This window comes from Mesorhizobium sp. SEMIA396 (assembly GCF_024518615.1).
GTDB lineage: Bacteria > Pseudomonadota > Alphaproteobacteria > Rhizobiales > Rhizobiaceae > Mesorhizobium.
Map to the genome: position 1 here is coordinate 672242 of NZ_JANIFC010000001.1, position 24898 is coordinate 697139.

General features: G+C 62.4%; 32 protein-coding genes and 1 riboswitch. Of the genes, 21 read left to right on the top strand and 11 right to left on the bottom strand.

What is annotated here, in order from left to right; all coding sequences use genetic code 11:
* Positions 1-113: 113 nt before the first annotated feature.
* A complete protein-coding gene (locus NP503_RS03360; protein ID WP_164749551.1) occupies positions 114-1190 on the top strand; it encodes a PAS domain S-box protein in 1077 nt (358 codons plus the stop codon).
* Between the two features lie 141 nt (positions 1191-1331).
* Positions 1332-1880 (top strand): MgtC/SapB family protein, encoded by a 549-nt coding sequence (locus NP503_RS03365; RefSeq protein ID WP_127271137.1) that lies wholly within the window; start codon positions 1332-1334, stop codon positions 1878-1880.
* On the opposite strand, the gene NP503_RS03370 is transcribed toward NP503_RS03365, so the two are convergent.
* On the bottom strand, positions 1860-2798 hold the full coding sequence (locus NP503_RS03370; RefSeq protein WP_206517099.1) for an alpha/beta fold hydrolase: 939 nt from the start codon (positions 2796-2798) through the stop codon (positions 1860-1862). The genes NP503_RS03365 and NP503_RS03370 overlap by 21 nt on opposite strands.
* Positions 2799-2943: 145 nt before the next feature.
* On the opposite strand from NP503_RS03370, the gene NP503_RS03375 reads away from it, so the two are divergent.
* Together NP503_RS03375 and NP503_RS03380 are read left to right on the top strand one after the other, a co-directional pair.
* Positions 2944-3249 (top strand): hypothetical protein, encoded by a 306-nt coding sequence (locus NP503_RS03375; RefSeq protein WP_127271135.1) that lies wholly within the window; start codon positions 2944-2946, stop codon positions 3247-3249.
* A 90-nt stretch (positions 3250-3339) separates the two neighbouring features.
* Positions 3340-3474 carry a hypothetical protein gene (locus NP503_RS03380; RefSeq protein ID WP_255337188.1) on the top strand — a complete coding sequence of 45 codons (135 nt, stop codon included), beginning with the start codon at positions 3340-3342 and terminating at the stop codon, positions 3472-3474.
* Positions 3475-3517: 43 nt separating this feature from the next.
* On the opposite strand, the gene NP503_RS03385 is transcribed toward NP503_RS03380, so the two are convergent.
* From NP503_RS03385 to NP503_RS03405, 5 genes are all read right to left on the bottom strand, one after another.
* A complete protein-coding gene (locus NP503_RS03385; RefSeq protein WP_127271133.1) occupies positions 3518-3763 on the bottom strand; it encodes a DUF982 domain-containing protein in 246 nt (81 codons plus the stop codon).
* A gap of 14 nt (positions 3764-3777) precedes the next feature.
* Positions 3778-4014 carry a DUF982 domain-containing protein gene (locus NP503_RS03390; protein ID WP_127270771.1) on the bottom strand — a complete coding sequence of 79 codons (237 nt, stop codon included), beginning with the start codon at positions 4012-4014 and terminating at the stop codon, positions 3778-3780.
* 95 nt (positions 4015-4109) lie between these two features.
* Positions 4110-4553 (bottom strand): GFA family protein, encoded by a 444-nt coding sequence (locus NP503_RS03395; protein ID WP_127270773.1) that lies wholly within the window; start codon positions 4551-4553, stop codon positions 4110-4112.
* 171 nt (positions 4554-4724) lie between these two features.
* Positions 4725-4904, bottom strand: a complete 180-nt coding sequence (locus NP503_RS03400; protein WP_023813816.1) for a DUF3606 domain-containing protein — start codon at positions 4902-4904, stop codon at positions 4725-4727.
* 485 nt (positions 4905-5389) lie between these two features.
* Entirely contained in the window at positions 5390-5581 is a 192-nt protein-coding gene (locus NP503_RS03405; protein WP_127270775.1) for a hypothetical protein, read from the bottom strand.
* Between the two features lie 187 nt (positions 5582-5768).
* Here NP503_RS03405 and NP503_RS03410 point away from each other — a divergent pair, with 187 nt between their 5' ends.
* A complete protein-coding gene (locus NP503_RS03410) occupies positions 5769-6197 on the top strand; it encodes a DoxX family protein (protein ID WP_127270776.1) in 429 nt (142 codons plus the stop codon).
* A 39-nt stretch (positions 6198-6236) separates the two neighbouring features.
* Here NP503_RS03410 and NP503_RS03415 read toward each other — a convergent pair whose 3' ends face one another.
* Both NP503_RS03415 and NP503_RS03420 read right to left on the bottom strand, forming a co-directional pair.
* On the bottom strand, positions 6237-6542 hold the full coding sequence (locus tag NP503_RS03415) for a hypothetical protein (RefSeq protein WP_023813813.1): 306 nt from the start codon (positions 6540-6542) through the stop codon (positions 6237-6239).
* A gap of 73 nt (positions 6543-6615) precedes the next feature.
* A complete protein-coding gene (locus NP503_RS03420) occupies positions 6616-6885 on the bottom strand; it encodes a hypothetical protein (RefSeq protein ID WP_127270778.1) in 270 nt (89 codons plus the stop codon).
* Between the two features lie 214 nt (positions 6886-7099).
* Between NP503_RS03420 and NP503_RS03425 the strand changes: the two genes are divergently transcribed.
* The 9 genes from NP503_RS03425 to NP503_RS03465 all read left to right on the top strand — a co-directional run bounded on the left by NP503_RS03425 (position 7100) and on the right by NP503_RS03465 (position 16170).
* Positions 7100-9106 carry a hypothetical protein gene (locus NP503_RS03425; RefSeq protein WP_164748726.1) on the top strand — a complete coding sequence of 669 codons (2007 nt, stop codon included), beginning with the start codon at positions 7100-7102 and terminating at the stop codon, positions 9104-9106.
* Positions 9107-9234: 128 nt separating this feature from the next.
* The gene (locus NP503_RS03430; RefSeq protein ID WP_164748725.1) at positions 9235-11898 is read left to right on the top strand and encodes a hypothetical protein; all 2664 of its coding nucleotides are present in this window, start codon (positions 9235-9237) and stop codon (positions 11896-11898) included.
* A 67-nt stretch (positions 11899-11965) separates the two neighbouring features.
* Positions 11966-13261 carry a hypothetical protein gene (locus NP503_RS03435; RefSeq protein WP_127270495.1) on the top strand — a complete coding sequence of 432 codons (1296 nt, stop codon included), beginning with the start codon at positions 11966-11968 and terminating at the stop codon, positions 13259-13261.
* A 72-nt stretch (positions 13262-13333) separates the two neighbouring features.
* Entirely contained in the window at positions 13334-14125 is a 792-nt protein-coding gene (locus tag NP503_RS03440; RefSeq protein WP_127270497.1) for a bifunctional 2-polyprenyl-6-hydroxyphenol methylase/3-demethylubiquinol 3-O-methyltransferase UbiG, read from the top strand.
* A gap of 391 nt (positions 14126-14516) precedes the next feature.
* Positions 14517-15227: a glycoside hydrolase family 108 protein gene (locus tag NP503_RS03445; RefSeq protein ID WP_127271129.1), complete on the top strand. Its 711-nt coding sequence runs from the start codon at positions 14517-14519 to the stop codon at positions 15225-15227.
* A complete protein-coding gene (locus tag NP503_RS03450; protein WP_027035106.1) occupies positions 15224-15442 on the top strand; it encodes a hypothetical protein in 219 nt (72 codons plus the stop codon). Before NP503_RS03445 ends, NP503_RS03450 begins: the two co-directional genes overlap by 4 nt.
* Before the next feature lies 1 nt (position 15443).
* On the top strand, positions 15444-15677 hold the full coding sequence (locus NP503_RS03455; RefSeq protein ID WP_127271125.1) for a hypothetical protein: 234 nt from the start codon (positions 15444-15446) through the stop codon (positions 15675-15677).
* The gene (locus NP503_RS03460) at positions 15662-15847 is read left to right on the top strand and encodes a hypothetical protein (RefSeq protein ID WP_127271123.1); all 186 of its coding nucleotides are present in this window, start codon (positions 15662-15664) and stop codon (positions 15845-15847) included. The genes NP503_RS03455 and NP503_RS03460 overlap by 16 nt, the downstream gene beginning before the upstream one ends.
* Positions 15847-16170: a hypothetical protein gene (locus tag NP503_RS03465; RefSeq protein ID WP_127271121.1), complete on the top strand. Its 324-nt coding sequence runs from the start codon at positions 15847-15849 to the stop codon at positions 16168-16170. The genes NP503_RS03460 and NP503_RS03465 overlap by 1 nt, the downstream gene beginning before the upstream one ends.
* Before the next feature lie 126 nt (positions 16171-16296).
* Here the strand turns inward: NP503_RS03465 and NP503_RS03470 are convergent, their stop codons facing one another.
* A complete protein-coding gene (locus NP503_RS03470; protein ID WP_127270889.1) occupies positions 16297-17004 on the bottom strand; it encodes a hypothetical protein in 708 nt (235 codons plus the stop codon).
* A gap of 38 nt (positions 17005-17042) precedes the next feature.
* Positions 17043-17213: a hypothetical protein gene (locus NP503_RS03475; RefSeq protein WP_164748724.1), complete on the bottom strand. Its 171-nt coding sequence runs from the start codon at positions 17211-17213 to the stop codon at positions 17043-17045.
* A 68-nt stretch (positions 17214-17281) separates the two neighbouring features.
* Between NP503_RS03475 and NP503_RS03480 the strand changes: the two genes are divergently transcribed.
* From NP503_RS03480 to NP503_RS03490, 3 genes are all read left to right on the top strand, one after another.
* Positions 17282-18847 (top strand): glycosyltransferase family 39 protein, encoded by a 1566-nt coding sequence (locus NP503_RS03480; protein WP_236382756.1) that lies wholly within the window; start codon positions 17282-17284, stop codon positions 18845-18847.
* A gap of 132 nt (positions 18848-18979) precedes the next feature.
* Positions 18980-19498, top strand: a complete 519-nt coding sequence (msrA, locus tag NP503_RS03485; protein ID WP_127272383.1) for a peptide-methionine (S)-S-oxide reductase MsrA — start codon at positions 18980-18982, stop codon at positions 19496-19498.
* Between the two features lie 381 nt (positions 19499-19879).
* The gene (locus NP503_RS03490) at positions 19880-20911 is read left to right on the top strand and encodes a formyltransferase family protein (protein ID WP_127272384.1); all 1032 of its coding nucleotides are present in this window, start codon (positions 19880-19882) and stop codon (positions 20909-20911) included.
* A gap of 39 nt (positions 20912-20950) precedes the next feature.
* On the opposite strand, the gene NP503_RS03495 is transcribed toward NP503_RS03490, so the two are convergent.
* Positions 20951-21271, bottom strand: a complete 321-nt coding sequence (locus tag NP503_RS03495; protein WP_127272385.1) for a hypothetical protein — start codon at positions 21269-21271, stop codon at positions 20951-20953.
* A 195-nt stretch (positions 21272-21466) separates the two neighbouring features.
* Positions 21467-21580, top strand: a riboswitch (TPP riboswitch).
* Between NP503_RS03495 and NP503_RS03500 the strand changes: the two genes are divergently transcribed.
* The 4 genes from NP503_RS03500 to NP503_RS03515 all read left to right on the top strand — a co-directional run bounded on the left by NP503_RS03500 (position 21571) and on the right by NP503_RS03515 (position 24811).
* Complete coding sequence (locus NP503_RS03500; protein ID WP_127271736.1) at positions 21571-22179, top strand: YkoF family thiamine/hydroxymethylpyrimidine-binding protein; 609 nt, start codon at positions 21571-21573, stop codon at positions 22177-22179. It overlaps the preceding riboswitch by 10 nt.
* A 94-nt stretch (positions 22180-22273) precedes the next feature.
* Positions 22274-23035, top strand: a complete 762-nt coding sequence (locus NP503_RS03505) for an ABC transporter permease (RefSeq protein ID WP_206517101.1) — start codon at positions 22274-22276, stop codon at positions 23033-23035.
* Positions 23032-23799: an ABC transporter ATP-binding protein gene (locus NP503_RS03510; RefSeq protein WP_127268776.1), complete on the top strand. Its 768-nt coding sequence runs from the start codon at positions 23032-23034 to the stop codon at positions 23797-23799. Before NP503_RS03505 ends, NP503_RS03510 begins: the two co-directional genes overlap by 4 nt.
* The gene (locus tag NP503_RS03515; protein ID WP_127268777.1) at positions 23792-24811 is read left to right on the top strand and encodes an ABC transporter substrate-binding protein; all 1020 of its coding nucleotides are present in this window, start codon (positions 23792-23794) and stop codon (positions 24809-24811) included. The genes NP503_RS03510 and NP503_RS03515 overlap by 8 nt, the downstream gene beginning before the upstream one ends.
* Positions 24812-24898: the final 87 nt, after the last annotated feature.

Consider the following 24898-nt stretch of genomic DNA (forward strand, 5'->3'; position numbering starts at 1 on the left):
GGCGCGCAAGGTTCCGGACATGAACTGCCCGGACTGTTCCTGGGAGGAATGTTGGAGGCGATTGCAACCAAAACGCACCGCGGCGCATTGGTGGCCATGCGCGCGATCCGCGCATGAGGGAGAAGGGGTCGACAGTGACAGATTTGGCGGGCCGTGATGCCTTGATCGCCATCACCGCCGATGCGCGGCTGGCGGCGATTGTCGATTCGTCCTTCGACGCTATCGTCAGCAAGGATCTGAACAGCATCATCACCAGTTGGAACGCGGCGGCGCAACGCATGTTCGGCTACACCGCCGAAGAGGCCGTCGGCCGCTCCGTGCTCATGCTCATCCCCGATCATCTCAAGGATGAAGAGACCGACATCATCAGCCGGGTTCGCAGGGGCGAGCTGCTGGCCAGCTACGAGACGATCCGCCGGCGCAAGGATGGCGGCCTCATCGCCGTGTCGCTGACCATTTCGCCGATCAGGAACGCGTCCGGCGAGATCATCGGCGCCTCGAAGATCGCCCGCGACATCACCGCCAGCAAGGAGAGCGAGCGCCGGATCAGGCTTTTGCTCCGCGAGGTGAACCATCGCGTCAAGAACCAGTTCGCGGTGATCCTCTCGATGATCAGGGAGACCAGCAAACGCTCGACCGATCCGCGTGAATTCGAGGAGTTGATCCGCTCCCGCATCATGGCGCTGTCGCGGTCGCACGATCTGCTGGTGAACTCGGAATGGGCCGGCGCCAGCCTCTTCGACCTCGCCCAGGAGCAGCTCAAGCCGTTCGGCCACGAGGCGCGGGTATCGCTCTCCGGGCCGCTTTTGACCCTGCAGCCGAACGCCGTGCAGAATCTCGGCATGGCATTTCATGAGCTCGGCACCAACTCATCAAAATATGGCGCGCTGGCGAGCGAGGCCGGGCGGCTCGAGATCACCTGGCGGATCGTCGAAGGCGTTTCTGACAAGCGGGAAATTCATCTGGTTTGGGACGAGACGATGCCGGTGCGCGAGGGAGAGCGGCGGGACGAAAGCACGCGCAAGGGTTTCGGCACCGTCGTCCTGCAACGGGTCGCGCCGCAATCGCTGAACGGCTTGGCGGTGCTGGATCGCAGCCCGGGCCATCTCAAATGGTCCCTGACGGCGCCGCTGGCTTCGATCATCGTTCCGCAGCTCGGCGCCGACGTGCCCGAAACCGAAACGTCCTGAGGCCTTGAGGATTGGCTCCATCAACCTCCCTTTGGCAGATGCGTATTCAAAAGCGGCCGCATCCTTGCCGCACCTGGCCGTGGATTCAGGAACCGCGACCCGGTGGCCGCGTTGTGGCGTCAAGCTTTTGGAGGGGACATCATGGAACAGCTCGTCGAGGAATTCGGCCATTCCACCTACACCTCGTTTCCGGTCATCGCGGCGCGGCTGTTGCTGGCCACCCTCTATGGCGCGGTCATCGGTTTCGAACGCGAATGGCGCAATCGCCCGGCCGGACTTCGCACGCATATCCTCGTCTGCGTCGCCGCCGCCACCTTCGGCATCCTGACGGTCGAGATCGTGCACGCGCCGATGTTCGCGGGGGAATCGGTCAAGGTCGATCCGATCCGGGTGGTCGAGGCGGTGACCGCCGGCGTCGCTTTCCTCGCCGCCGGCTCGATCATGTTTTCGCGCGGCGAGGTGCATGGGCTGACGACCGGCGCCGGCATGTGGCTGGCGGGCGCGATCGGCGTCGCCTGCGGACTGGGTCTTTGGCAAGTGGCCGGGTTCGGCACGCTGATCGTGCTGATAGTTGCCGGCTTTCTGCGCCGGTTCGAACGCGGGCCCGGCCTTGCCGCCGGTGATGAAGGCAGTCAGGCAAAGGCGGAGAAGGAGGGGGCCTCGGCCCGATCAAAGGGAGGGCGAAGGTAATCCCGTTCGCCGAGAGATGCCGTGACTGGTTTCACCGAAGAAGCCGGCCAGCAGATCGGCCGTGCGCGCCGGGTTCTCCTTGGGAAAGAAGTGCCCGCCCGGCATCGCCTGGCCGCGCACATCGTCGGCCCAGCCGCGCCACAGCGCCAGCGGCCCGCCTTCGCCGGCATACCATTGCGCCAACGCGCCCTGACCGCTCCATAGCGCCAGCAGCGGGCAGCGAATGCGCCGGCCGGCTGCCTTGTCGGCATGGTCGTGCTCGCGATCGAGCGTGGCTGCCGCCCGATATTCCTCGCAGATGGCATGGGCGTGGGCAGGCGCGCGCAAGGCCTCGACATAGGCCTGACGCACTTCGGCTGGAAACGCCGATGACGACGAGCCCCAGCCGTTGAGCGCATTGTCGACGATCGCCTCGGCGGCGCTGGACAGGATCTTTTCCGGCAACGGCTCGGGCTGCGCCAGCAGCGACCATGGCCAATAACCCAGCGCCAGCCTGGCGTCGGCCCGGTCCCAGGCATCGGCGGTCGGCACGATGTCGAGAACGGCGAGCCTGTCGATGCTGCCCCGATGATCGAGCGCCATGCGGTAGGCGACACGCCCTCCGCGATCATGGCCGGCGACCATGAAGCTGCTGAAACCCAGCTTCTCCATCAGCCTCATCATATCGGCGGCCATGGTGCGCTTGGCATAGGGGGCGTGGTCGGGAGTGGATGCCGGACACGAACTGCGGCCATAGCCGCGCAGGTCGGCGCAGACGACGCTGAACCGGCTGGCCAGAGCGGGGGCGATGTCGCGCCACATCAGATGCGTTTGCGGAAAGCCGTGCAGCAACAGCAGCGGTGGCCCGCCGCCGGCGCGCAGGCAGAATATGTTGGCATCGCCGGTGTCGATTTCCGCGCCTTGGAAACCCTCGAACATGATCGCCTCCGGCACGCGCAACGGCGGCAAACGGGTTTGGTTGCAATGCCGCCCGGCGAGGCGGCCAACCTTTTTCGTCGACAGACGTTGTCCCTGTGAAGGGAAGGTCGCCGCGGGCGACCGTGCAAGAAAGAAGGAGGCAGTGATGAGAATTCTCGCCATCATGCCAATCGGCCTCATGCTGGCGCTGGCAGTGCCGGCCGCGGCCCAGCAGCAGAACGACAGCCAGGCACAGGCCGACAAATGCAGGGCTCAGACCGAGCAAGGGGCAAAACAGCAGCCTGGACAGCAGGCCGATGACGGCAATTTGACCGCGAAGCTCAACGATTGCGGCGGCGTGCTGAAACCGCCCCCGACGGGCGACCAGGGCATGGCGGCGCCGGCCCCCGAGGAAGGCAAGACGCCGGTGATCAAGCCGGGTGAAGTGCCGCCCCAGCCGCCGAAGCAATAAACGCCGCTGGCTGGTATTATCGCGCAAGCTAATGGAACCTCGTTATCTCAGGAGCGTTTCTCTCACGACTTGGAATTCGGAGAGATTATCGTGAGAGATATTGCGACCACGGCCACGTTGCTTGCCTCGATAGCCATCGTGATTGCCTTGATTCTTCTGGCGCCGAAGAGTTTTGGCTTCGAAACCTCTCAGCCGATTGTCCAGGGCGAGCTTCCAACGAAATGACAAAGCAGGCGAGGCACGACGCCCCGTCTGCTTCCTTTGACACCTACCGCACCAGCACGCCGGCATGGCTGCAGAGCGCTGCGAACGCTTCCTGCGCCTCGGCGGCGCCTGTCCCGGTTTCCAATGCGGCTTCGACCTTCTCGCGCGCCGCCTGGTAGAACGGGCCGCGTTTGGCCTGCGGCCAGTCGATCAGGATTTCGCTGGCATCCTTGAGCGTGGCGACGTCGCGGATCGTGTCCGACCCATGCGGCTTGATCCGCATCGGTGTGGGCAAAATGAGCTCGGACATGTCCTGTTTTCCAACTACTGGAGGAGTTTTGCTTCGCGCGCGGCGTCGATCATCGCCCGCATCGCTTTTTCCGCCGGCGTCCAGCCATCCAGCGCATCGCGGCAACTGCGCAACGCCGCCCGGTAGCGCCGTCCCTGGCCAGACGGCCAGTCGCCGAGGCATTCCAGCCCTTCCCAGGCGCTGCGGATGATGCGCTCGCGCTCAGGCGCGAATTTCAGCCTGATGGGGCGGGGAAACATCTTGTCGTTCAACGGTCGTCTCCATGATTGCCGCAAGTGTCGCTGGCGACATGCGTGAGAGGCGATCGGTAACGTCGGCGGCAGGACAGGGTTCCCTTCCCAGGAGATCAAATCTCGGCGTCGATGTCCGACAGCGATCTCGGCGTCGGCGCTTCGGCGCTGTGCTGCGCTGGGCGGTCATGCTCGAACTGTTCGGTGCCGGGCAGAGCGTGCAGCCAGGTCTCGCGCCTGGAGGTCCACAATTCATATTCGGGCACGAGATCGGTCGGCGCGATGTCGAGGCTGCCGATCGCCACCTCGGCCTCATTGTCGTCGACCCAGGCGACGCGGCCGCCGCATGTCGGGCAAAAGCTCCGCGTGCCATAGGAGCTGACGAGGCCGGTGGTCTCGAAGGCCTCGCGCGGCCAGATGGCAAAGGCCGAATAGACCGAACCGCCGGCCTTGCGGCAATCCTTGCAGTGGCACAGGCCAACGCGCAATGGCGGGCCGTGAACCTCGAACTGCACGCCGCCGCACAGGCAGCTGCCGGTCCTGCGTATGGTGTCGGACATGGCGACCTCCCTCAATGCGTGGCGCTGCCGGCCGGGTGGGACAGATGCTCGTCTGCCGTTTCGTTGGCCAGGATGAGAAACCGGGAAAAAGACATCCTGTTCACCGTACCACCAGGCCCGGTTGACGCGGCCCGCAGCATCTTCAACGCCGCCCAGGCGAAATGGTTTCGGCTAGCCGCGGGCCGCCATATGGGCGTCGAGCTTCTTGCGCGAGGGGCCGTAGCGCTTGATGATGGTCTGTGCCTCGCTTGGCGGGATGCCGTATTTGCGGGCAAAGGCGGCAACCTCGTAGGGCTCTTCACTCGAGACCTGCTTGCGGTCCTGTTTCGTCTTCGACTTGTCGTCAGCCATCTCAGGCCTCGCTTTCTGTTGTCGGGGACGCGCAGTCTTCGGCGCCCGCGATCAACACGACATAACACAGATTGGCGCCGCCGGTTCCACCAGACGACACGGCCTGGGCTGCGATAGGCCTGTATCAGGCCGAGGGCCGCATGGTATCGGCGGCGGCAGCGTGGTCGCCGTCACATTCGGAGCATGCCGCGCTGAGGCCGGGGCAGCCGCGCCGGTGCGTGCCGGCGGGGCAGCAATGGCCGTTGGAACTCGTCCAGCGCGGGCATTCGAAGACCTGGCCAGCGCCACCGCAGCCGCTGCACTCCAGCGGCGCCGACCGCTCGCCATGAGATGTCGCCCCAAACCTGACGCTTGTACGCAAATTTCAGCCCACCCAAAATCGCTGCGTCGGCACGCCGATGCATTAGCCCCGACTAACGATAGCACTTCCGTGATTACCAACAAGTTTCAATCGCGGCGGCGCCGGAAAGCCGTTCGGGCCGTCGTCAGGCCGGCTTCAGCCGCATCGCGGCGAGATACATGAGCGCCGAGGCGGCCTGCCCGCGGTCCCAGCCGGCGGCCTCGACCTTGCGGAGCAGGGCGTCAAGATGCGGAACCAGCATATCCCTGCATTCCTGTTCGTAGACGGTGCTCGTCGCCGGATGCCGCGGTGCGCCGATGGTCAATGCCTTGGCCATGTCCGATTCCCCCTTGGAGCGAGCAATAATATGCCGTCAGCCGGCAAACCGAAAATCTCTCTTGCTGTACGGTGTGACGCTTCGAAAGCCCTCTGCGATCCTGTCGAGAAAAATTGGCCTGATGTGTCGGACCTGGCGCCGGTCGCGCGTCCTAGGAGCGATCAACCTGCAAAGCTGGAGAACGAGCATGTCGTCGCAAATCACTCAATCACCGTGGCAGACCGCGGCCCTTGTCGTCGCCCGGCTGATCTTCGCCGGCGTCTTCCTGATGGCCGTGACCTTCAAGTTCATGGGCATGGACGCCACCGCCGGCTATATCGCCGCCGCCGGCTTTCCGTTTCCGCTGTTCCTGGCCTGGTGCGCGGCGATCCTGGAAGTCGCGCTGGTGCTGTGCTTCCTGACCGGCGCCTTCTTCTCGCAGGCAGCCCTGGTCGCCGCCGCCTATGTGCTGTTCCTCGGCTTCGCCTTTCACGGACCCAGCCACTGGGCAGGCAACCAGGCCGAGTTCGGCTTCTTCGTCGACCATTTTTCGTTCCTGGCCGGACTGCTGTTTGCGGCCGTACATGGACCGGGCAAGGTGCTTTCGCTCAATTCGGGATGGCCGGGCAGGGCTTGAGGCGAGGGCAGCGGGCCACCGCGGACGCACGCCGGCCGCTCACAGCTGGTCGTTGTAGGGTTCCTTTATCTTGCCGACCATGCGGGCCAGCTTCGAAAAAGACGGCATCTCCGCCTCCGGCTGGCACTGGTTGGCGAGTTCCAGCAGCCGGATCGGAAAGTTGACGGCGTCGCGGCTGGACGCGGACATGCCTTCGGATCGCTCCTGGTTGGTTTCGCCGGCCTCGGTCTTGCGCAAGGCCAGGTCGATCTCCTCCGCCGTCAGCACCCCCTTTTGAACCAGGAGGCGGTTGATCGAGGCGACGGCCATCAACAGGCCTTCGAGTTGCAGGTTGGCGACATTCATGGCGATTGCTCCCGTGGCTGGGGTTGAAACGCGCGAGCGGCATTTCCGCTCCAGAAAGGCTGCGGGCGAATGCCTATTCCTGCGTCAGCCGTTCGCCATATTCGCGCCACAGCGCCTTGACCTCCAGGTTGCCGAGGCTGCCGATCGAAACATCCCCACAGCTGATGGCGACGGCGCTGATGTCGTATTGGGGGTAAGCGTTGGCGACGAAACGGATGGCTTCGCCCAGCGAACGCACGCGGATGACTGGATCGGCCTGACCCTGGCCGGTGCTGCGCACGCCGGAAACCGTGGCTTGTGCATGCCGCATCCTGAACACGGATGCCATGGCTGGTCTGTCCATCGTCCTCTCCCACAAGGCCGTGCGACGGGAATCATTCCATGAGCTTCGACGAATGATTTCACACCTGCCGGCTTATGACCAGCCGCCGGCAAAAGCAGGGTTTCACGCGCTTGCCAGCGTCGCTCCGAGTGGGAGTTCCGACCGGTCTAGGAATTTTTTCTCAAAAAACGGTTGACGGGGTGAGTGCAGCTTTGCCTTCCAGACGCTGAACCCTGTGATCGGCACCGATGACATTGTGCTGTCGTTTTACCAGTCCGACGACACCGTCGGCGATATCCAGGCAGCCGCGCAAGGCATCATCGACCAGGCCCAGGCGGCGGCGGATGTGGCGACGGGCGCCATGACGACCGTGCTCGATCCGCAATTTGCGACCAAGGCGACGGCGGAAGCCTATTCGCCGGCGGTTGCGCCGGATTATATCAGGACTGCCGGCTATTCGCAGGTCGGCGACGGCCAAGCCCTCTACAGGAAGAATGGCACCATTTTGGCTGGCGGGGGCGGTCTGGCGATCACGCTGCAAGGTGGAGCGAAAGCCGGCTTCGACATCATCAACGCACCGAGGTCGAAGGAGATCAACATTCGCGCGGCGGGCGCCGACACGGCAGCCGGCAACAACAGGACCGCGATCGTCAACGCCATTGCTGCCGCCGGGCAGGGCAGGCTGATCATCCCGGCTGGCACATTCTCGCTGGCCGGCAATATCGACATTCCGCAGGGGTTGACGGTCGAGTTTGATGACAGGGCGCTTTTGCAGCGTACCGAGGACGCCATGCACCTTTTCAACCTGAAGGGCGACAACCGTATCATCGCGCCGAAGGTTAACGGCGCCTGGAATCATGTCGCGGCTGCGAACGGCTTTGGCGTCTTCAACATCAGCGGCATCTCCGGCGTCACGATCGAGCATGGCACGCTCACCGGTACGCAAGGCGACCACTACCGCATTGCCGATTCCAGCTGGGTCTACATCGACGACGCCAGGGGCGATACGGCGCGCAACATCGTCACCATCAACGACGAGGTTTCCGGCACAAGTCACGTGTTTGTCCGCCGCGCTCGCGTGAGCGCCTATTTGAACGGTTTTGATGCAGAGAGTGACGACGACTGGCCGGTGAGCGATATCGAGGTGGATATCGACTGGACGCAGCTTGGCGGCGTTCAACTTGGCGCGGCCGTCGCGTTCACCCGCAGCGCTGCGCCCGCCGGATCGGTGTTGAAGTACAAACGCCTTCGCATCAGTGCCAAGTCCAGGGATGGCCTTTATGGCCTGGTGCTGCGAGGGGCCAAGGATATCGAGGTGCGCAGCCTGGTGACGGAAGGCGTGCAGCAAGGCATTCGCGCCGGCACCGGCCATCATATCGAAGATCTTCGCCTGCTGTCGTTCGACATCCAGGCGACGCATCAGGGGATCTATATCGAAACCCCGGCCGGGCAACAGATCTCGCGCGGCGCCAGGATTGGTGCCGGCCGCATCTTTGGGTTTACCCAGGCCAATGCCTACGGCGTCTTCAGCGCGGCGGATGAAACCATTGTGTCGGCCGACACGCTTGTCGACATGGGCGGCGCGGCGGCGTCCATTGGCGTTCGATTGAACGGCGACATGTCGCAAACCCATGCAGGCATCGCGGATGCGCGATCGTCCTATGTCGCCCTGTCGACAATATCGGGCGAACGGCAGAGGGCGACGGGTGGCCTTTTCAAGGCGACGACCGGCAGCGTCGTCAACGATGTGAAAATCAGCGGATCCTCGCCAAACGTCGAGGTGCGGGGCAACATCTACTCCGGTACGGCGACGGGCAAGCCAACCGATGACGGATCGCACATGGCGCTAATTGAAGGAAACCGGGGCGGCGATCTTTTCAAGGGCTATAAGTCGACGCCGGACGCAACGCCCGTTCTTATGATCTTCGAAGCCGGAAACAGCTTTGTTCCGATCAGGCCAGGGCAAGGCGTGAAGTTCACCGCCGATGTCGCTGCCCGCCGCACGGATGGTTCGTCGTCGACCAGCGCCGGCTATGTGTTCGCCGGCGTGATCCGCAACACGGGCGGAACCCTGGCGGTCGAAGGTGCGATCACCAAAACGGTGATCGGCGAATATGCGACCGACGCCGCTTCACTCGACGCCTCCGTCGCCGTGGGGGCTTCCGGAATTGAGGTGACCGTTGTCGGCGTCGCGGCAAAGACCTATGGCTGGAACGCCGTTGTGCGGCTTCAGGAGGTTTGATGCTGCATGGAAGCTGGACGCTGCCAATGCCATCACAATCGCAGTTGATATCTGCCGGCTGATCCAAAGGCCTGCCTCTATCTCAAGACCAAAATCTCTTTTCAGCCTCGCTTCGCGGGGCTTTTTTCATGGAGCACGCCAGCATGGCCCGATCTTCAGCCGCCGCCGTTCGCCTTCTGACCGGCGAGCGCGAACCTGTTCGCCTGGCGACGACCGCCAGCATTGCGCTTTCCGGCCTTCAGACCATCGACGGGGTAGCGACGGAGGTGGGCGACCGCGTGCTGGTCAAGGACCAGGCCGACCAGACGCAGAACGGTATCTATACGGTCAGCGAAGGCCGATGGTTCCGCGCTGCCGATGCCCGCACCGGGCGCACCATGCAGAAGGGAACGACGGTGCATGTCCAGCAGGGCAACGCCTCGGCCGATTTTGTCTTTGCCTTCCAGACGCTTAACCCTGTGATCGGCACCGATGACATTGTGCTCTCGTTCTACCAGTCCGACGACACCGTCGGCGATATCCAGGCAGCCGCGCAAGGCATCATCGACCAGGCCCAGGCCGCTGCGGACGTAGCGACGGGCGCCATGACGACGGTGATCGATCCGCAATTCGCGACCAAGGCGACGGCCGAGGCATTTTACCCGCCGATAGCACCCACATACATCCGCACCGCCTTCTGCGACAGCTCTCAGGTGGCAGGCAGCGGCGCTGTGTACCGCAAGAATGGAACGAATGTCGGGGATTTGGTGATCACGCTGAGCGATGGCATGACGAAGACAGGCTATACGCTCGCCTCAATTCCGGTGACGGCATCAATGCTCGGCGCGCGTGGTGGCGGTGCGAATGCCACGGCTGCTATCAGTGCACTGCTCGCGGGCAGCTATCCGCATGTGCTGATTGACGGCTCCTACCAGACCGACGGCAACCACACGATCTCGACAGCGAAGAAGCGCGTCGAATGCCTGGGCGGCTCTGCCCTAATCCTGCGCGCGCCAGTCGGCACCGTTACCGGCCACCATCCCGTCATCGATATTGCTGCCGATGACGTCCTGATAGACGGGGACCTCACGATTGATGGTGGATCACATGCCGGCTACCAGGCTTCTATCGGTATTCGCGTCGGCCTCTCCACTGGTGCACGCCGGAAGCGGCCGACAATTCGCGGCGTGAAAGTCCGCAATCTTGGCCTTGCCGGCGTGATGGCGCTCTGTGTCGACAGCCCGACGATTGAGGACATTGACGGCTATAACATCGTCACGCCAACCGGCGGCGAGTTTGGCGACACGGTTTACGTGGCCGGCGTCCGCAAGCCGATCGTGCGCAACATCCGGTCGGCGAAGTGCAAACGCGACGGCGTCGTGTTGACCTATACGGGGAATCTAAACACCACCGACGTGTTAGTCGACGGGGTTTTCGCGGATGCACATCTCGACAGCCCCTCCGCCGGTGTCTGGGTGGAGATGACCGGTGCGCGAGATCCGCGAGGGATCATAACTAACGTAGTGGCGAATGACTGTCTGGTTGGCGTAGCTGCGACTGATGCCAACAGCGAGATCGTCATTTCGAATGTCAGGGCAATCGGCAACCGGCTCTCCGGTAGTTCTGCCGGTAACGTCTTTGGCGTTCAGATTCAGTCGGGCCGGCTCGATAACTGGTACATCGATCGCTACAACACCGCCCTGCAATTGGAGCCAAACGGCGAATATCAGTTCGCCCTCAGCTCGCAAGTTGGATCGTTTGCGACTGGCGAAACGGTCAGCGGCGGCACCTCTGGCTCCGCCGGAACCCTGCGGTTCCAACATTTTGAAATCGTCATCACCGGTTCAACCGTCGACTATGAACTCGGTGAGACGGTGACAGGCGGTTCATCCGGCGCGACGGGCATCTTGGTCGACTTCTTTGCCAACGTGCTAAGGGTCTTGCCGATAAGTGGGACGTTTCAGGCCGGTGAGACAATCACTGGAGGCAACTCTGCGATTGCCAAAACAGCAAACAGCGCGACCCGGCGCATCTATGTGCGCGGCTCGGCCGGCATCTTTCCGGCTGGCGAGACGATCACGGGTGGAATGTCGGGTGCCACAGCCGTAATCGCCGCGCCCTACCAGACGCCTCTTGCGATCGGTCCGGGCACGTTGATGAACTGCTCGACCGACGCCGTCGTCGTTGCGAACGTAGTGACACCGGCGAGCCTTAGCCTTTCTGGCATCAGGGGAAACACCCAGTCGCATGGCATCCGGTTCAACCTTTCCGTGGGCCAACGGCTGCGCAAAGCCAGTCTCAGGGACATCGCCCTGAAAAACTCGACCTCCATTGGCGTTGCTTTTCGGGTAAGCACCGGCGGCGTGATAGACGAAATGCTGGTCGATGGCTTTGACATGACGGAATGGGTTGGTGATGGCACCGGCAGTTCCATCACGGCCGGCATCGCGACCAGGTTTATTGGCGGCAACAATCCCGGCCTGCAGGGGACGTCGAGTGTGCCGACCAATCTGACCGTCAACACAACGCTGTCCGGGCTTCACAACCGGGCACTCTGCCACAACAACGGGGCCGGCGGGACGCGGACACATACGCTGCCGCCTGCCGTGCCTGGCCTTCGGATCGGCTTTGCCGGAGTACACGCAACCCATGTCATGAACATCGAGCCCAACGGGACGGACACGATCAAGGGCGGCGGTGCAGGAAAATATCTCATTCTCGATCCCGGCGAGCGTGTAACCCTGGAGGCATACGCAACGGGCTCATGGGTGGTCAGCGCGACAGTCGGCTGGGCGGGCGATTTCGAGTTGTAGACTTTGTCGTTGTGAATGACCGAATCGCCTAGGTTGCTTTTTTGATCCAAATGGACGAACGAAAGATATGGTGCTCGCTCTGTGGTCAATGGTGGCCGTGACCACCTTTATACTTGTGGCCCGCCACAATCGGGTTTCTGTTGTAGCGATTGGCTATGTCGGCCTTCTTGCTTATTCGGTGCCCGCGCTGATTGGCTTCACGCGACCTGTGAGCGCGAAAGGATTGGTGCCATATCTCGAGCCGGCGTCGTCGGAAGCAATTCTGGTGATGGTCGCTGCTTGGCTAGGGTTCGGGTTGGCGCTGCTGCTGATGCCTTCGTCTGTGGACGGGGGGCGTCCCCCTTGTTACCAGCTGCACCCGATGCGGGTCACCTGGTTCATTCGGTGCGCGCTGATCATTTCTTTAGCCTGCTATGCATGGATGGCAAACAGGGCTGGACTTGAGTGGTACGCGATGGAGCGTGCCGACATCTATGACGCCGTTGGTGGGCTCATTTCGATCGTGTGGCGTTGGGTCAGCGGCATCGGCCTTCTGGCATCGATCTATTTCGATAGGTTGTGGGGTCGCGGCGCTCGTATTTATCAAGCCATCTTTGCGTTAATGGTCGCACTTAATGCGATCGCGGGTGATCGGACTGTCCCGGTGATCTTGGCAATGGCGTTCGCCATCGTGTTGTTGTGGGAGTGGCCGATAACGAAGGCGGCCCTGCATTGGAAGGCATGGGCGATCGGGCTGGCGACGCTTGCGATCATCTTCTTTATGAAGCCCTTCTATCTGGCCTACAAACGCGACCTGCCGTTTGGCAGGATGCTGGCAGGCGGTTCTGATCCGATGGCTATGGTGGCCTCCTGGGAAGCCTTCGGCACTCATGAAAACATCGAAGGGCTGATTAGGAGTAGCACGACCTATCCATGGTGGAACACGGTTCGCGATACCTTGGCGCAACTGCTAATTCAGCCGTCGGCCTTCGGCTTTGACAGCACTGGGTTCAACACGGTGCTCCAGACCCAGATATTTTCGCAGGCGTTGTACGGCTTGGCTGGTACATTCTGGGGGCAGGCGTGGGCGATTGGTGGTATTCCCGTTGTGATCGTATTTGGGTTGATCTATGGCGGAGCGTTGGTGGCGTTGCACCATGCTTCGCTCAAAAGTAAGGGTATGTGGTTCTTCTTCTGGATCATCCTCGGCAGCGTGATAGGGGTCTATGCGCACCGGAATGCCTTGGAGAACGTTCTTGCGCAGGCACGGCAGCCATTCGTCGGTTTCGTGACGATTCAGGTCTTGGTGTGGGTACTGCTCTTCGGGCGCTTCCATACCAGCGTTCCGGCTGTTCCGATTGTGGGTCGAGACTACGGCAAATGAACTGATGTTGAGCAGCGCCTTGGGGGAGGCAAATGAACTGATGTTGAGCAGCGCCTTGGGGGAGGCAAATGAATGGTGGAGCAGGTATATCTCGATCAGCAGCATGATCGTCTTGTATTCATCGACCGACCAGCCGACGAAGGATTCTGGGACGATCGTTGGGCGCAATCCCTAACAGCAGCGGACATTCGGAAAAAGAGCGTCTTTGTCCAGCATGTTACCCGAAAGTATTTAAGCCCGCCTGATCGAGTGATTGATGCAGGCTGCGGTGTGGCCAATACAGTCTTTGGGCTCCATCACGCAGGGTTCGAGGCTTACGGATTAGACTTTGCCCCCGTAACCATCGCTAGGATCAAAAAGCACGCCCCAGAACTTAATATCGTTCTCGGTGACGTGCGAGAAATGCCATTCGAGGATGCCTTTTTCGAAGGGGTGTGGTCCTTGGGGGTGATCGAACACTTCAAGGATGGTTACGCATCGATCATCGAGGAGGCACGCCGAGTGCTGAAACCTGGCGGACTCCTTTTCCTAACTGTCCCCAGCGTGTCGCCATTGAGGCGTCTAAAGATGCGGCTCGGTCGATACGAAGATGTGAGTGCCGCGGACATGGCCCGATTTTACCAATTTGCCTTCACCCCGAACGACACAATTAGAACGATCAGCGGGATGGGGTTCCGGCTTTTGGAAAGTCGGTCCAGGGGCGGATATCTGGGGTTGATGCGGGAGAGCAGCTTGTTAAAGCGCCTGCTTGAACCATTGTATGAGAGCCGGTCGCGACCGATGGTGACCTTACGACGCGCGATCGACTTAGTGATCAGCCCAGTATCCTTTCACACAAAGCTGTTCGTCTTCAAAAAGCACTAGCTGAAACTCGCTGAATTTCGAACTCCTATTGATCTTTATCCTGACGGAGCTTCTCATCGATGTCTCTCAGGCTTTTGTTGTACGCGCGCGTCTCTCGCCGCACCCCTATCGTGGCAATAACTACCCACGCGATGGAGAAGGCGCCGATGAGGACTCCTAAAACTAAATGTTTTATGTCAGGCATATGTGCTTTTACGCGCCCTAGGTGCGTCAATGACTTACCGAGCGCACGGGTCTCTTGCTGATACTCAGAATTTTAAAGTCTGTATCTGCCAACTTGGCGAATGATATCCAGAATCATAATCGCCCGCGTCAAACCTAACCTCCACCCGGCGAACATACCAAAAATCAAAAACTGAACAACTGCCCGGAAGGGCGGAAAGGAACCACCATGGACCGCAACTTCGCGCGGGCGCTTGCGCTTGTTCTCAAATCGGAAGGCGGCTGGTCGGACAATCCGGCTGACCCCGGCGGCGCCACCATGAAGGGCGTGACGCTTGCCAGCTTCCGTCGCTATGTGAAGGCCGACGCGACGAAGGCGGATCTGCGTGCGATCAGCGACGCGCAGGTCGCCACCGTCTATCGCCGCTTCTACTGGGACGCTGTGCTCGGCGCCGAATTGCCCGATGGCGTCGACCACGCTGTGTTCGATTTCGCCGTCAACAGCGGGCCTGGCCGGGCGGCCATATATTTGCAGGCGGCCGTCGGCGTTGCGCAGGACGGGCGGATCGGACCGGTCACCGTCGCGGCGGCCAAGGCAAAGCCGGCCGGTGTGACCATCGATGCGCTTTGCGATGCGCGGCTGGCGTTCCTCAAGCGGTTGCCGACATGGGCAACATTCGGGCGCGGCTGGTCCGATCGGGTCAGGTCGGTGCGGGTTCAGGCCCTGCTGATGTCGGCGCAGCGCCCCGCGGCGCCGGTGGCCGCGCCGGCGCCGCCCAGGGCCGAGACATCGGCTGATGTGATGCCGGCGGCCCAGCCCGTGCCGCCGGCGCCCGGCGGCAAGGCGGCTGCCGCGGCCGGCATCCTCGTTCTCATGGCCGGAGCGCTCGCGGCTTTCCGGCATCACGTCGCCGATTTTTTCGGGAGCCTGTTTCGATGAGATGGTTCAACACCAATGCGCTGCACAATCTCCTCAACACGCTGATCGCCATCATCTGCGGCGGCGCGCTCGCCGGCTTCGACTGGACGCTGCTCGGCGTGAGCGACCGCACCGCGCTTCAGATCAGCGGCGCCATTGCCCTTGCCAAGATCATCATCAACGCGGTGCGTGACGGGCCGCGCGGCATGGTCGCGCCGCCGGCCAAGGAGACATGAGATGGGAACACTCACCCTCGCGCTGCTTGGCCAGGCCTGGCCGTATCTTCTGGCAATGGGCGCCGCGCTTGCCGGTGCCTGGACAGCCTATGCCAAGGGCAAGGCCAGCCAGAAGGCCAGGCAGGATGCCGCCGACGCCGCGGCGCGCACCGAAGCCCAGAAGATCGACGATGCCGTCGCCGGCCGGACGCCGGACGACAACAGAGGGAGGCTGGCCAGATGGTCAAAATCATAGCGCTCTCGCTGCTGCTGGCCGGCTGCACCACATCAGGCGGGTCGTTCTGCGCGGCCGGGCATCCCCTCCGGCCGACAAGGGCGGAGGCGGCGACCCTTTCCGACGCGTCGGTGGCGGCGATCCTGGCTCACAACGAAAAGGGCCAGAAGCTTTGCGGCTGGAGGCCATGATGAACGATCTTTTCGACCTGCTCGGCATCAAGGGACCGGTCGTGGCGGCGGGCCTCGCCGGCGGCGTTCTGCGCGCGCTGTCGCGGCATCGCTACAAGCTGCGCGAAATGGTGGCCTCGCCGATCTGCGGCGCACTTGCGGCGGCCTACCTGACGCTGCCGGCGGTGTCCTACGCCAGGATCGCCGGCCTGCCGATGCCCGATCCCGCCGACGACACCACCACGCTGGCGGCCGCCTTCCTGATCGGCGTCTGCGCCATGTGGATTTCGGACGTCCTGTTCGAGTTCGTGGTGCGGAGAGTCAGCCGCGCGCGGGACGAATAGCTGGTGCGGCGGCGATTGCTTGGCGGAATTGCCGAGGCACGTTTCCCGCGGCATCGAACCATCGAAGACAACCCAAAATAGCCCGTTCCGGTTCGCCGGGCGGGCTATTTTCGCGTGTCGGGCCGATCAAGCGAGGATGTTGACCGCGCGTGCCGCGACCAGCGCGATGGTCAGCAGCGAGATCATGGCCTCGGCCATCATCAGCAGCTTGGCGCGCTGGGAGAGTGGCAAGGTATCGGTCGGCGAAAATGCGGTCGCATTGGTGAAGGCGAGGAAGAAATAATCGACGAAGCCGGGCAGCCAATCTCGAAGCTCACGGTCGTTCAACGTCATCTGCGCGAACAGGAAATCGGCCTGTGCGAGCTTGACGAGGCCGCAGGTCGGCGGACCGCCGCGGTCGGTGCTCCAGAACCACAAGGCAAAAACGATGACGTTGGTGACCCAGATGTTGAGCGCGTCGATCAGCAGCGTCGTACCGCTACTGCCGGCATGGCCCTCCAGCAAGGCACGCACCAGCAGGACCAGCGAACCGCAATTGATGATGCTGATGATGGCGGTCATGGTCAGGGCTGTTCTGCGGATCATGACCCGAAACTGGCCGATCGCATGCCACTCGTGGTCCTCGACCGCCTTTCGGGTGGCGGCCTGCGTCCAGGCGGTGGCCACCGACAAGGGCAGCAGCAGGGCCGCCTCCAGCGCGGGCGCCACCCAGCGCGGCCCGAATGAGAGATTGTTGATGACCAGAAGCTGCAGGCAGATGATGACGAGAACGGCCGCACGGGCCATCCAGAAATCGAGCGCACGGTAGTGAATGACGGCATGGTGGTGGCGCATTTTTCAAATCCTGGATGCTTTTTGGGGACGGCAACCGGTCAGGCGTAGGCGACGCCTGCCGCGATCACGCCCAAGGCGCCATGCCCGGCATGTTCAGGGTGCTGCGCGATGGCGTGTTCCATTGTTGTCTTGCTGGCATGTGATGACGGGAGAGGCGGCATGGTGGCGCGAAACTCTGCCTCAATCTTGGTTTTGCCATGGTCGGCCAAGTATACATTTTCGTAAGCTTCAAGTTCTGGGCTGTTCGTAAAACCGTCCGGTGTGATTTATCCACCGCATGACGCGAATCGACGAAACCATGAACGGTTGGCTGCCGGTCGGCAGTTCTGTTCCAGGCGACTGGTGGCAGTCGTCGATCTGGCCGGGGCTGACGCGCTATCCAGAAGCCGGCCTAGCGCTTTTATGCCTGACGCAGATCCTGTGCTGGACCGTGATGCCGGCGCTTGTCGATGCCGCCCCGCCCGGCGATGTCGTCGAGAGCTTTATGTGGGGCCGCGAATGGGTGCTTTTGACCTACAAGCATCCGCAGCTCCCCGGCTGGCTGCTCGAGATCAGCCATCTTCTGACCGGATCGTTCCGCTGGCCGCAATATCTGCTCGCCCAGCTTGTCGTCTCGGCGACCTTCGTCTTCGTCTACCTGCTGGCCCGCGACATGCTCGGGAGAACCCGCGCGCTGGCCGCCGTGCTTTTGATGCCGTCATTGTATTTCTTCGGCTGGCCGACACCGCAGTTCAATCATGATTACGCGCAGATGCCCTTCTGGGCCGCAATCTGCTGGCTGCTGTGGCGTGCGGGCCGTGGCGGTGGGCCGGGCTGGTGGCTGGCGCTCGGACTGGTGTCGGGCGTCGGGCTCTATGCCAAGTTTTCCACCGGGCTGCTGTTGCTCTTCGGGGCGATCTGGCTGTTGTCGGACACGCGGGCACGCAATCGGCTCGCCACGCCCTGGCCCTGGCTTGGGCTCGCGGTTTTCCTCGCCGTCGCCGCGCCACTGGCCATCCAGCTCTACCGCATCGATTTCCTGCCGCTGACCTATGTCGCCGGCCGCGATGAATGGGTGTTGGTCCACCGCGCCCGCCTTTACTATATCGGTGTCCAAATGGCGGGGCTCTGCGGCTTATTGCTGGTGCTGTCGATATCGGGGCTGTTGCGGCGTTCGCCCGCGCCGGAACAGCCCATTGAGCGCGGCGCGCTGGCCTATCTCGTGTGGATGGGGCTTGGTCCGGCGGTGCTTGTCATGGTGGCCTCGCTGTTTACCGGCGCCGGCGAGGCGTGGGGCGCGCCGATGTACAATCTGGTCGGCGTTGTGGCGATCGCCTTGCTGGGTCATCGGCTTGGCGCCGTCGAACTGCGACGGCTGGCGATCTGCGCGTTCGCCTGCATCCTCGGCATGTCCGGTGCCTATGCGGGCATCCGCTGGACGAGTTGCAATTTGCGCGGGCGCATGGATGCCGTCTGCTGGCCAGCGCGGCAGATTTCGGACGAAGCCGAGGCGGTCTGGCACGCGGCGGTGCCCGGTCGGCTCGACATCGTCGGCGGCGATACCCGCATCGCGTTGCTGGCGGGCCTCAACGCCTATGACAAGCCGTCGATCTTCACCGACCTCGACATGCGGCTCGCCCCCTGGATCACCAGCCAGCGGCTGCGCGATCACGGTATGCTCCTGGTCTGGCCCGGGAGCGGCGTGCCACCTCGGCTGCTGGCGTGGCTGGGAAACATCCCGGTCAAGACCGTTCTTTTCGCCTGGTCGCTCAGGGCACCACCGGTGGCGATCAGCTTTGCCGCCATTCCGCCTGGCATGAAGCTACCGGGTTTGATCGACAGCCTCGCCCAACCGAGCAATTGAGGTAGATCCACCGCGTCCGCTGGACGAAGCAGGTGACAATGCCCATTTATGGCGAGACCACTTGCTTTCACGCAATTCCAGACGGAAAACCGCTACACACTTTTCCTGGAATTGCTTTTGAGGAGACGTGACATGGCGACTTCGACCGAACGTGCAGTCCTTGCCGGCGGCTGTTTCTGGGGCATGCAGGATTTGATACGGCGCTATCCCGGCGTCATCTCCACCCGTGTCGGCTACAGCGGCGGCGACGTGCCCAACGCCACCTACCGCAACCACGGCACCCACGCCGAAGCCATCGAGATCAATTTCGATCCGGCCATCATAAGCTATCGCACGCTGCTGGAACGCTTTTTCCAGATCCACGATCCGACGACCCGCAACCGCCAGGGCAACGATGTCGGGACGAGTTATCGCTCGGCGATCTATTACACCAGCGACGAACAGAAGCGCGTCGCCGAGGACACCATCGCCGATGTCGATGCCTCGGGCCTGTGGCCGGGCAAGGTCATCACCGAAGTCGCACCCGTTGGTCCGTTCTGGGAAGCCGAGCCCGAGCATCAGGACTATCTGGAGAAGTATCCCAACGGATACACCTGCCACTTCGTCAGGCCAGGCTGGAAGCTGCCGGTTCGCGAGACGGCGGTTTCGTAGATTCGCAACTGCGATTTGCCCTGCATTGCTGCTCGACGGTGTCGTCGAGCAGGTCATCGCATCCAAACCCCTTTCAGTCAGCGCACCGTGTCGCGTCGGCCATTGAGCTTTCACAATATCCGAGCGCTCTTCGAACGCCTTCGTCAACGGCGAATGCGGATGCGGTAGGCAAACACGGTCAGGTGGTTGACAGCCTGCCGTATCGCAGTCCAATTGCGCAGGAAGAGCTGATTTCGGGAGACGGGCCGTGAAGAAAATCTGCGAAAAGCCAGTGTTTGTAAAACGCGAGCGTCTTTCGGTTGTCACTGCCTTGGCATCGCCTTCCACTCAGCCGACCTGACAAGCTCGCCCTGATCTGTCGGCCCGTTTGAGCCGCCGAAGATGAGGCCGATCGAATCGACCGATCACTCGGAGCCGATCACAGCCGTTTTTGTCCTCGATATCTCTAACCATACGGGGCCTCTGCTCGCCGGCTGGCTAGAGGCTGGAAATGCAATTGGCGCGATCATCGTGCCCGGGTTCCGGCGTCGTCCCACCGGTTTCAGCATCGGCAATTTCCGACGAAGGCTTCAACGCAAGCTGCTGCTCAGGCGGTTTGTCGGTAACACGACTGTCAAGTTGATCGAATTTGGCCGCCCTTACGATTGGAATGCGCTTGGTCGCCAATTGTCTGACCTCCGCGCCGATGTGCTGGTCTGCTACACTTTGCCTGTCTTGATCCCTCAAGAGGTTCTTGGCCATTTTTCCAAAGGCGGGGTCAACCTCCACCCGGCGCTGCTCCCCGACTATCGAGGGCCACATCCGACCCAGCGCTTGGCCGTGGACGGCCGGTGTGCGGCTCATGGCGGCGTCACGCTCCACAAGATGTCCGCCGGTTTTGACGAGGGTGACATTCTCGGGCAGGTGCCGTTTTCCGAAGCTGACTGGACCTCGAGAGAAGCCTTGGTCGACAGCACGGCAACCGCTATGCGGATTCTGGTGAGCGAGGCGGTGCCGGCCTACTGCCGGGGGCTGTTGTCAGGAATGCCGCAGCCGAAAGGCGACTTCGTCTGGGCACGGCTTCAGCCCAGCCACCTGATAATCTCGCCGGCCATGTCGGTCGAGCATGTTGTACGGCTATGGCATGTGCTCGGCCTTCTGCCAGGCATCTATCTTGAAATCGGAACGCGCAAAATCAGACTGGGATTCCAGATCAGAAGGCTGGGGCCTTGCACAGGAAAGGCTCCGGTCAGGCGGTGGGGAACAGTGGAATTCGATCTCGCCAACGGTCGGGTCCTGTATTTTACCTACGGTAGAGTGCTCAAACGGCTGCTCAATTCAAAACACCTGTTTTTGCGCCCGCCCGCCGGAAAACCCGCTCCACAAATCCGGCTGTTCGGCAAAACGAGTGCTGCGGACCAGAGAAACGGATGAAGCCGCTGGGCGATGCCCAGCGGCTTCATCCGTGTGCGGTTACTTGCCACAATTATTATCGTTTACCGTTGGCGCCGTCGCGTTACCATCGGCGTCCGTCTGCGCGCCTTGCGGGTTGGTCGGGCAATTCTGATCCGCGTTCGAATTCATGTCCCCTACCGTGCCAGTCGTGCTGTTGGTCGTGCCCGGGTCGACAGTGTCCGGCTCGACCGTATTCGGTGAAGCCGGCGTGTTCGGCTCAACCGTCACCGATTTGCCGCTGCCGCTTCCATTTGCGTTGTTGCTGCCGGCGCTTTGCGCCATGGCTGACGTGGCCAGACCAATGGTGAGAACCGAAGCTGCGAGGATTTTCATGAACATGGTTTGTCTCCATTTCTGTGAAGTCGTCGCTTGTTTTCTACGAAAGTGATCGCGTTGCGACTGTGGGGACAACCGGTCGCGGCGGCGAAGGTTCCCGACAAAATTCCGCTCAGGCGCACCGTGACTGGCGCAATGCTTTTGGCGCAGTGCTCTGAAAAAACGGCTTTCCCTTGAACTCGAATGATGCTTTAAGGCGCACATCCACAGGGGTGCTCCGTACGGTCGGGGCTGAGACGGGGGCGGCAAGCCCACAGACCCTAGAAGCTGATCTGGGTAATACCAGCGGAGCGAGGCGGGCGATGTTTTCAGGCGCACAGATTTCCCTATACCCCATGACCGACGAATTCGTCGGTGTCATTCTTGGCGCGCTCGGTGCGCTCGATCCCTGGCGCGACAAGCTCAGGATCGAGACCGACGACATCTCGACCTTGCTGGTCGGGCCGCCCGAAGTGCTGTTTCCCGCCATGCGCGACCTCTTCGTGGCGGCGGCACGCAGCGGCAAACATTGCGTGTTGTCGGCCGCCATCTCGCGCGGGTGCCCTGGCGAGCCGGATGACCCGATCTGCCGCTCCGATGCACTTGGCGGGCCTGTCGGGCCACTCGGCCCGCGCAAGGATGCGGCCATTGCGGCGGTGCGCAATGCTGCTGCCACCGGCCAGCCGGCGGCGGCGCAGTTCTCGCTCTATGTGATGGGCACCGACGACCACATGGACGAGATCTACGGCTGCATCGATTTTCTCAAGCAGTCCGGCGTCTATGAGCGTTCCAAGCATTTCTGCACGAAACTGCGCGGTGATGCCGGTGCGATCTTTTCGGCGCTGGACGAGGCCTTCTGCCGCTTCGGACCAGGCGCCGGCCACGTAACCCTCGACGTCACGGTCTCGGCCAACAGCCCGTCGGCTGTCTGAACCAGCCGCGCTTTCGCGCTGCCGTCAAAGGTTGTCTCCCGTGGCCACATCATCAGTCGCTTCGCGCCCGATCGCGAGCCTTCTTGTCAAGGCAATGCCGGCCATGATCTCGGTCGGTTTGCTCCTGCTGGCGTGGGAGCTTTATGCCACCTATTCCGGCATCAGGCCGACGACACTGCCGGCGCCGTCGCGCGTTTTCGAGCAAGCGCTGCTCAATCGCCAGGCGCTGGCCGACAACGCCATTCCGACCATCGGCGCCACGCTGCTCGGCTTTGCCTGTTCGCTCAGCGCTGCCTTCGTGCTGTCGATGCTGGTCGACTTCTTCCAGCCGCTGCGGCGTGCGCTGTTTCCTGTCTTAATCGTCAGCCAGACCTTGCCGCTGGTGGCGATCGCGCCGCTGGTGGTGCTCTGGTTCGGCTTCGGGCTGGCGCCCAAGATCATGCTGGTGGCGCTGGTTACCTTCTTTCCGATGCTGGTTGCATTGGTCGAGGGTTATGAGTCGACCGAGGCCGAGATCGGGCAAATGCTGCGCGCCATGGGGGCAGGGCGCTGGCGCATCTTCGTGCTGGCACGGCTGCCTTCGGCGCTGCCCTATTTCTTCGCTGGTTTGAGGATCTCCATCACCTACGCCGTGGTCGGCGCGATCTTCGCCGAATATGCGGGGGCCGCGAAGGGGCTGGGCATCTACATGCTCAACGCCAAGAACAATTTCCGTCCTGACCTGGTTCTTGCCGCCGTCGGAGTGAGCGCTGCCCTGACCCTTGTCCTGTTCGGGTTGACTGTACTGCTGCAGCGCCTTGCGATGCCCTGGGAGCGGGCCGGCAAGGAAACCGTCGGGAAGGGGCCCTGGCGATGAGCCGGCTCGAACTGCGGTATGTGCGCAAGGCGTTCGGTGGGCTCGACGTGCTGGCCGATATTTCGCTTAGCGTCGGCGCTGGTGAATTCGTCTCGATCCTTGGACCCTCGGGCGCCGGCAAATCGACACTCTTCCAGCTTCTGACCGGCGCCGAGCATGGCGAGGGCGAGATGTTGTTTGACGGCGCGCCGCTCGACGACCACGGCAGGCATTTCGCTTTCATGCCGCAGCGTGACGCGCTGATGCCGTGGCGGCGCATCCTCGACAACGCAACGCTCGGGCTCGAAGTGCAAGGCATGAGGAGACAGGCGGCGCGGGCGCGCGTTGCGCCGTTGTTTGCCGAATTCGGGCTTGCCGGCTTCGAGCGGCATTTTCCAGCGCAACTGTCCGGCGGTATGCGCCAGCGCGCGGCCTTGCTGCGCACGGTGGTGCAGCAACGCGACATGCTTTTGCTCGACGAGCCGTTCGGCGCGCTCGACGCGCTGACCCGCACGGCCATGCAGCGCTGGCTGGAACAGATGTGGCGGCATCATCGCTGGACGGCGCTCCTGATCACCCATGACGTGCGCGAAGCCGTGTTCCTGTCCGACCGCATCTATCTGCTGTCGGCGCGCCCGGCCCGCATCGTGCGTGAAATCAAGGTGCCGCTGCCGCGCCCGCGCAGCCTTGGCGGCGATGCCGCGCGCCAGGCAAGTACGCTCGAGGCCGAGATTCTCGACATCATCCTCAACGCCACCCCATCCAAAGGACACGATCATGACTGACTTGACGCGCCGGCAGGCCTTGTTGCTGACCCTTGCCACAGGCCTTCCGCTCGTTGCCGGATCGGGGCGAGCCCAAGCACAATCGGCACAAAAGGTCACCGTTGCCCTCGACTGGACTGTCAACACCAACCACATCGGACTGTTCGTCGCCCGCGACAAGGGCTTCTATCGCGAGGCCGGGCTCGAGGTCGACATCCTGCCTTACAGCGATACCGGTGCGGGCACGCTGGTTGCAAATCGCGTCGCCGATTTCGGCATCAACGGCACCATCAGCCTGTTCACCCAGAGAACCGCCGGAGCGGACCTGAAGGGCGTCTATGCGGTGGTGCAATCGGAAACCGGCCGCGTGGTCTTCAATGCGGCCCGCAGCGAGATCGTAAGCCCGAGAAACCTCGACGGCCTGACCTATGGCGGCTTCGGCAGCGCCTGGGAAAACGCCCTGATATCGACCATCATCCGCCATGATGGCGGCAAGGGCAATTTCGAGACGGTGACGCTCGGCACCTCAGCCTATGAGGCGCTGGCCAATGGTTCGGTCGATTTCACGCTCGAAGTCTCGACCTGGGAGGGTGTCGACGCCGAGCTCAAGGGCGTCAAACAACGCAGCTTCGTCTATGCCGATTACGGCGTGCCTGACGAGCACACGACACTGATCTCTTCGAGCGAAGCCTATCTCCAGGCAAACCCCAAGCCTGCGGCCGCCTTTGTCCAGGCGACGCGGCGCGGCTACCAGTTCGCGGTCGATCACCCCGAAGATGCGGCAGCCCTGCTGATCGCGGCCAACAAGGATGCGTTGACCAATCCGGCGCTGATCCACGCCTCACTGAAGGCGCTGATCGACGGCCATTATCTGCGCAGCCAAAGCGGTGCCATCGGGACGATGGATCCGGCCAAGATGGGAGCGATCGGCGGCTATCTCTTCGCGTCCGGCATTTTGCGTGATGCCGACGGCAAGCTGGTTGCTCAACGCCCGGATTTCGGGAGCTATTTCCGCAACGACTATCTGAGCTAGTCTGGCAAAACCAAATGAGATGGGTCGCCAGTCTTTCTGGGCGACCGCGTGGAGCAGGTCGTCTGGGAGTGGCGCCCTGGCTCCCCG

Excerpts from the sequence above, each read along its gene's own strand:
- NP503_RS03430 (WP_164748725.1), top strand. The coding sequence starts at position 9,235 with ATGGAGCACGCCAGCATGGCCCGATCTTCAGCCGCCGCCGTTCGCCTT.
- NP503_RS03400 (WP_023813816.1), bottom strand. The coding sequence starts at position 4,904 with ATGGCTGACGACAAGTCGAAGACGAAACAGGACCGCAAGCAGGTCTCG.
- NP503_RS03500 (WP_127271736.1), top strand. The coding sequence starts at position 21,571 with ATGTTTTCAGGCGCACAGATTTCCCTATACCCCATGACCGACGAATTC.
- NP503_RS03505 (WP_206517101.1), top strand. The coding sequence starts at position 22,274 with ATGCCGGCCATGATCTCGGTCGGTTTGCTCCTGCTGGCGTGGGAGCTT.
- NP503_RS03515 (WP_127268777.1), top strand. The coding sequence starts at position 23,792 with ATGACTGACTTGACGCGCCGGCAGGCCTTGTTGCTGACCCTTGCCACA.
- NP503_RS03450 (WP_027035106.1), top strand. The coding sequence starts at position 15,224 with ATGAGATGGTTCAACACCAATGCGCTGCACAATCTCCTCAACACGCTG.
- NP503_RS03490 (WP_127272384.1), top strand. The coding sequence starts at position 19,880 with ATGAGGCCGATCGAATCGACCGATCACTCGGAGCCGATCACAGCCGTT.
- NP503_RS03395 (WP_127270773.1), bottom strand. The coding sequence starts at position 4,553 with ATGTCCGACACCATACGCAGGACCGGCAGCTGCCTGTGCGGCGGCGTG.
- NP503_RS03470 (WP_127270889.1), bottom strand. The coding sequence starts at position 17,004 with ATGCGCCACCACCATGCCGTCATTCACTACCGTGCGCTCGATTTCTGG.
- NP503_RS03375 (WP_127271135.1), top strand. The coding sequence starts at position 2,944 with ATGAGAATTCTCGCCATCATGCCAATCGGCCTCATGCTGGCGCTGGCA.
- NP503_RS03510 (WP_127268776.1), top strand. The coding sequence starts at position 23,032 with ATGAGCCGGCTCGAACTGCGGTATGTGCGCAAGGCGTTCGGTGGGCTC.
- NP503_RS03360 (WP_164749551.1), top strand. The coding sequence starts at position 114 with ATGAGGGAGAAGGGGTCGACAGTGACAGATTTGGCGGGCCGTGATGCC.
- NP503_RS03495 (WP_127272385.1), bottom strand. The coding sequence starts at position 21,271 with ATGTTCATGAAAATCCTCGCAGCTTCGGTTCTCACCATTGGTCTGGCC.
- NP503_RS03415 (WP_023813813.1), bottom strand. The coding sequence starts at position 6,542 with ATGAATGTCGCCAACCTGCAACTCGAAGGCCTGTTGATGGCCGTCGCC.
- NP503_RS03460 (WP_127271123.1), top strand. The coding sequence starts at position 15,662 with ATGGTCAAAATCATAGCGCTCTCGCTGCTGCTGGCCGGCTGCACCACA.
- NP503_RS03435 (WP_127270495.1), top strand. The coding sequence starts at position 11,966 with ATGGTGCTCGCTCTGTGGTCAATGGTGGCCGTGACCACCTTTATACTT.
- NP503_RS03465 (WP_127271121.1), top strand. The coding sequence starts at position 15,847 with ATGAACGATCTTTTCGACCTGCTCGGCATCAAGGGACCGGTCGTGGCG.
- msrA (WP_127272383.1), top strand. The coding sequence starts at position 18,980 with ATGGCGACTTCGACCGAACGTGCAGTCCTTGCCGGCGGCTGTTTCTGG.
- NP503_RS03405 (WP_127270775.1), bottom strand. The coding sequence starts at position 5,581 with ATGGCCAAGGCATTGACCATCGGCGCACCGCGGCATCCGGCGACGAGC.
- NP503_RS03365 (WP_127271137.1), top strand. The coding sequence starts at position 1,332 with ATGGAACAGCTCGTCGAGGAATTCGGCCATTCCACCTACACCTCGTTT.
- NP503_RS03370 (WP_206517099.1), bottom strand. The coding sequence starts at position 2,798 with ATGTTCGAGGGTTTCCAAGGCGCGGAAATCGACACCGGCGATGCCAAC.
- NP503_RS03420 (WP_127270778.1), bottom strand. The coding sequence starts at position 6,885 with ATGGACAGACCAGCCATGGCATCCGTGTTCAGGATGCGGCATGCACAA.
- NP503_RS03410 (WP_127270776.1), top strand. The coding sequence starts at position 5,769 with ATGTCGTCGCAAATCACTCAATCACCGTGGCAGACCGCGGCCCTTGTC.
- NP503_RS03445 (WP_127271129.1), top strand. The coding sequence starts at position 14,517 with ATGGACCGCAACTTCGCGCGGGCGCTTGCGCTTGTTCTCAAATCGGAA.
- NP503_RS03480 (WP_236382756.1), top strand. The coding sequence starts at position 17,282 with ATGACGCGAATCGACGAAACCATGAACGGTTGGCTGCCGGTCGGCAGT.
- NP503_RS03385 (WP_127271133.1), bottom strand. The coding sequence starts at position 3,763 with ATGTCCGAGCTCATTTTGCCCACACCGATGCGGATCAAGCCGCATGGG.
- NP503_RS03455 (WP_127271125.1), top strand. The coding sequence starts at position 15,444 with ATGGGAACACTCACCCTCGCGCTGCTTGGCCAGGCCTGGCCGTATCTT.
- NP503_RS03440 (WP_127270497.1), top strand. The coding sequence starts at position 13,334 with ATGGTGGAGCAGGTATATCTCGATCAGCAGCATGATCGTCTTGTATTC.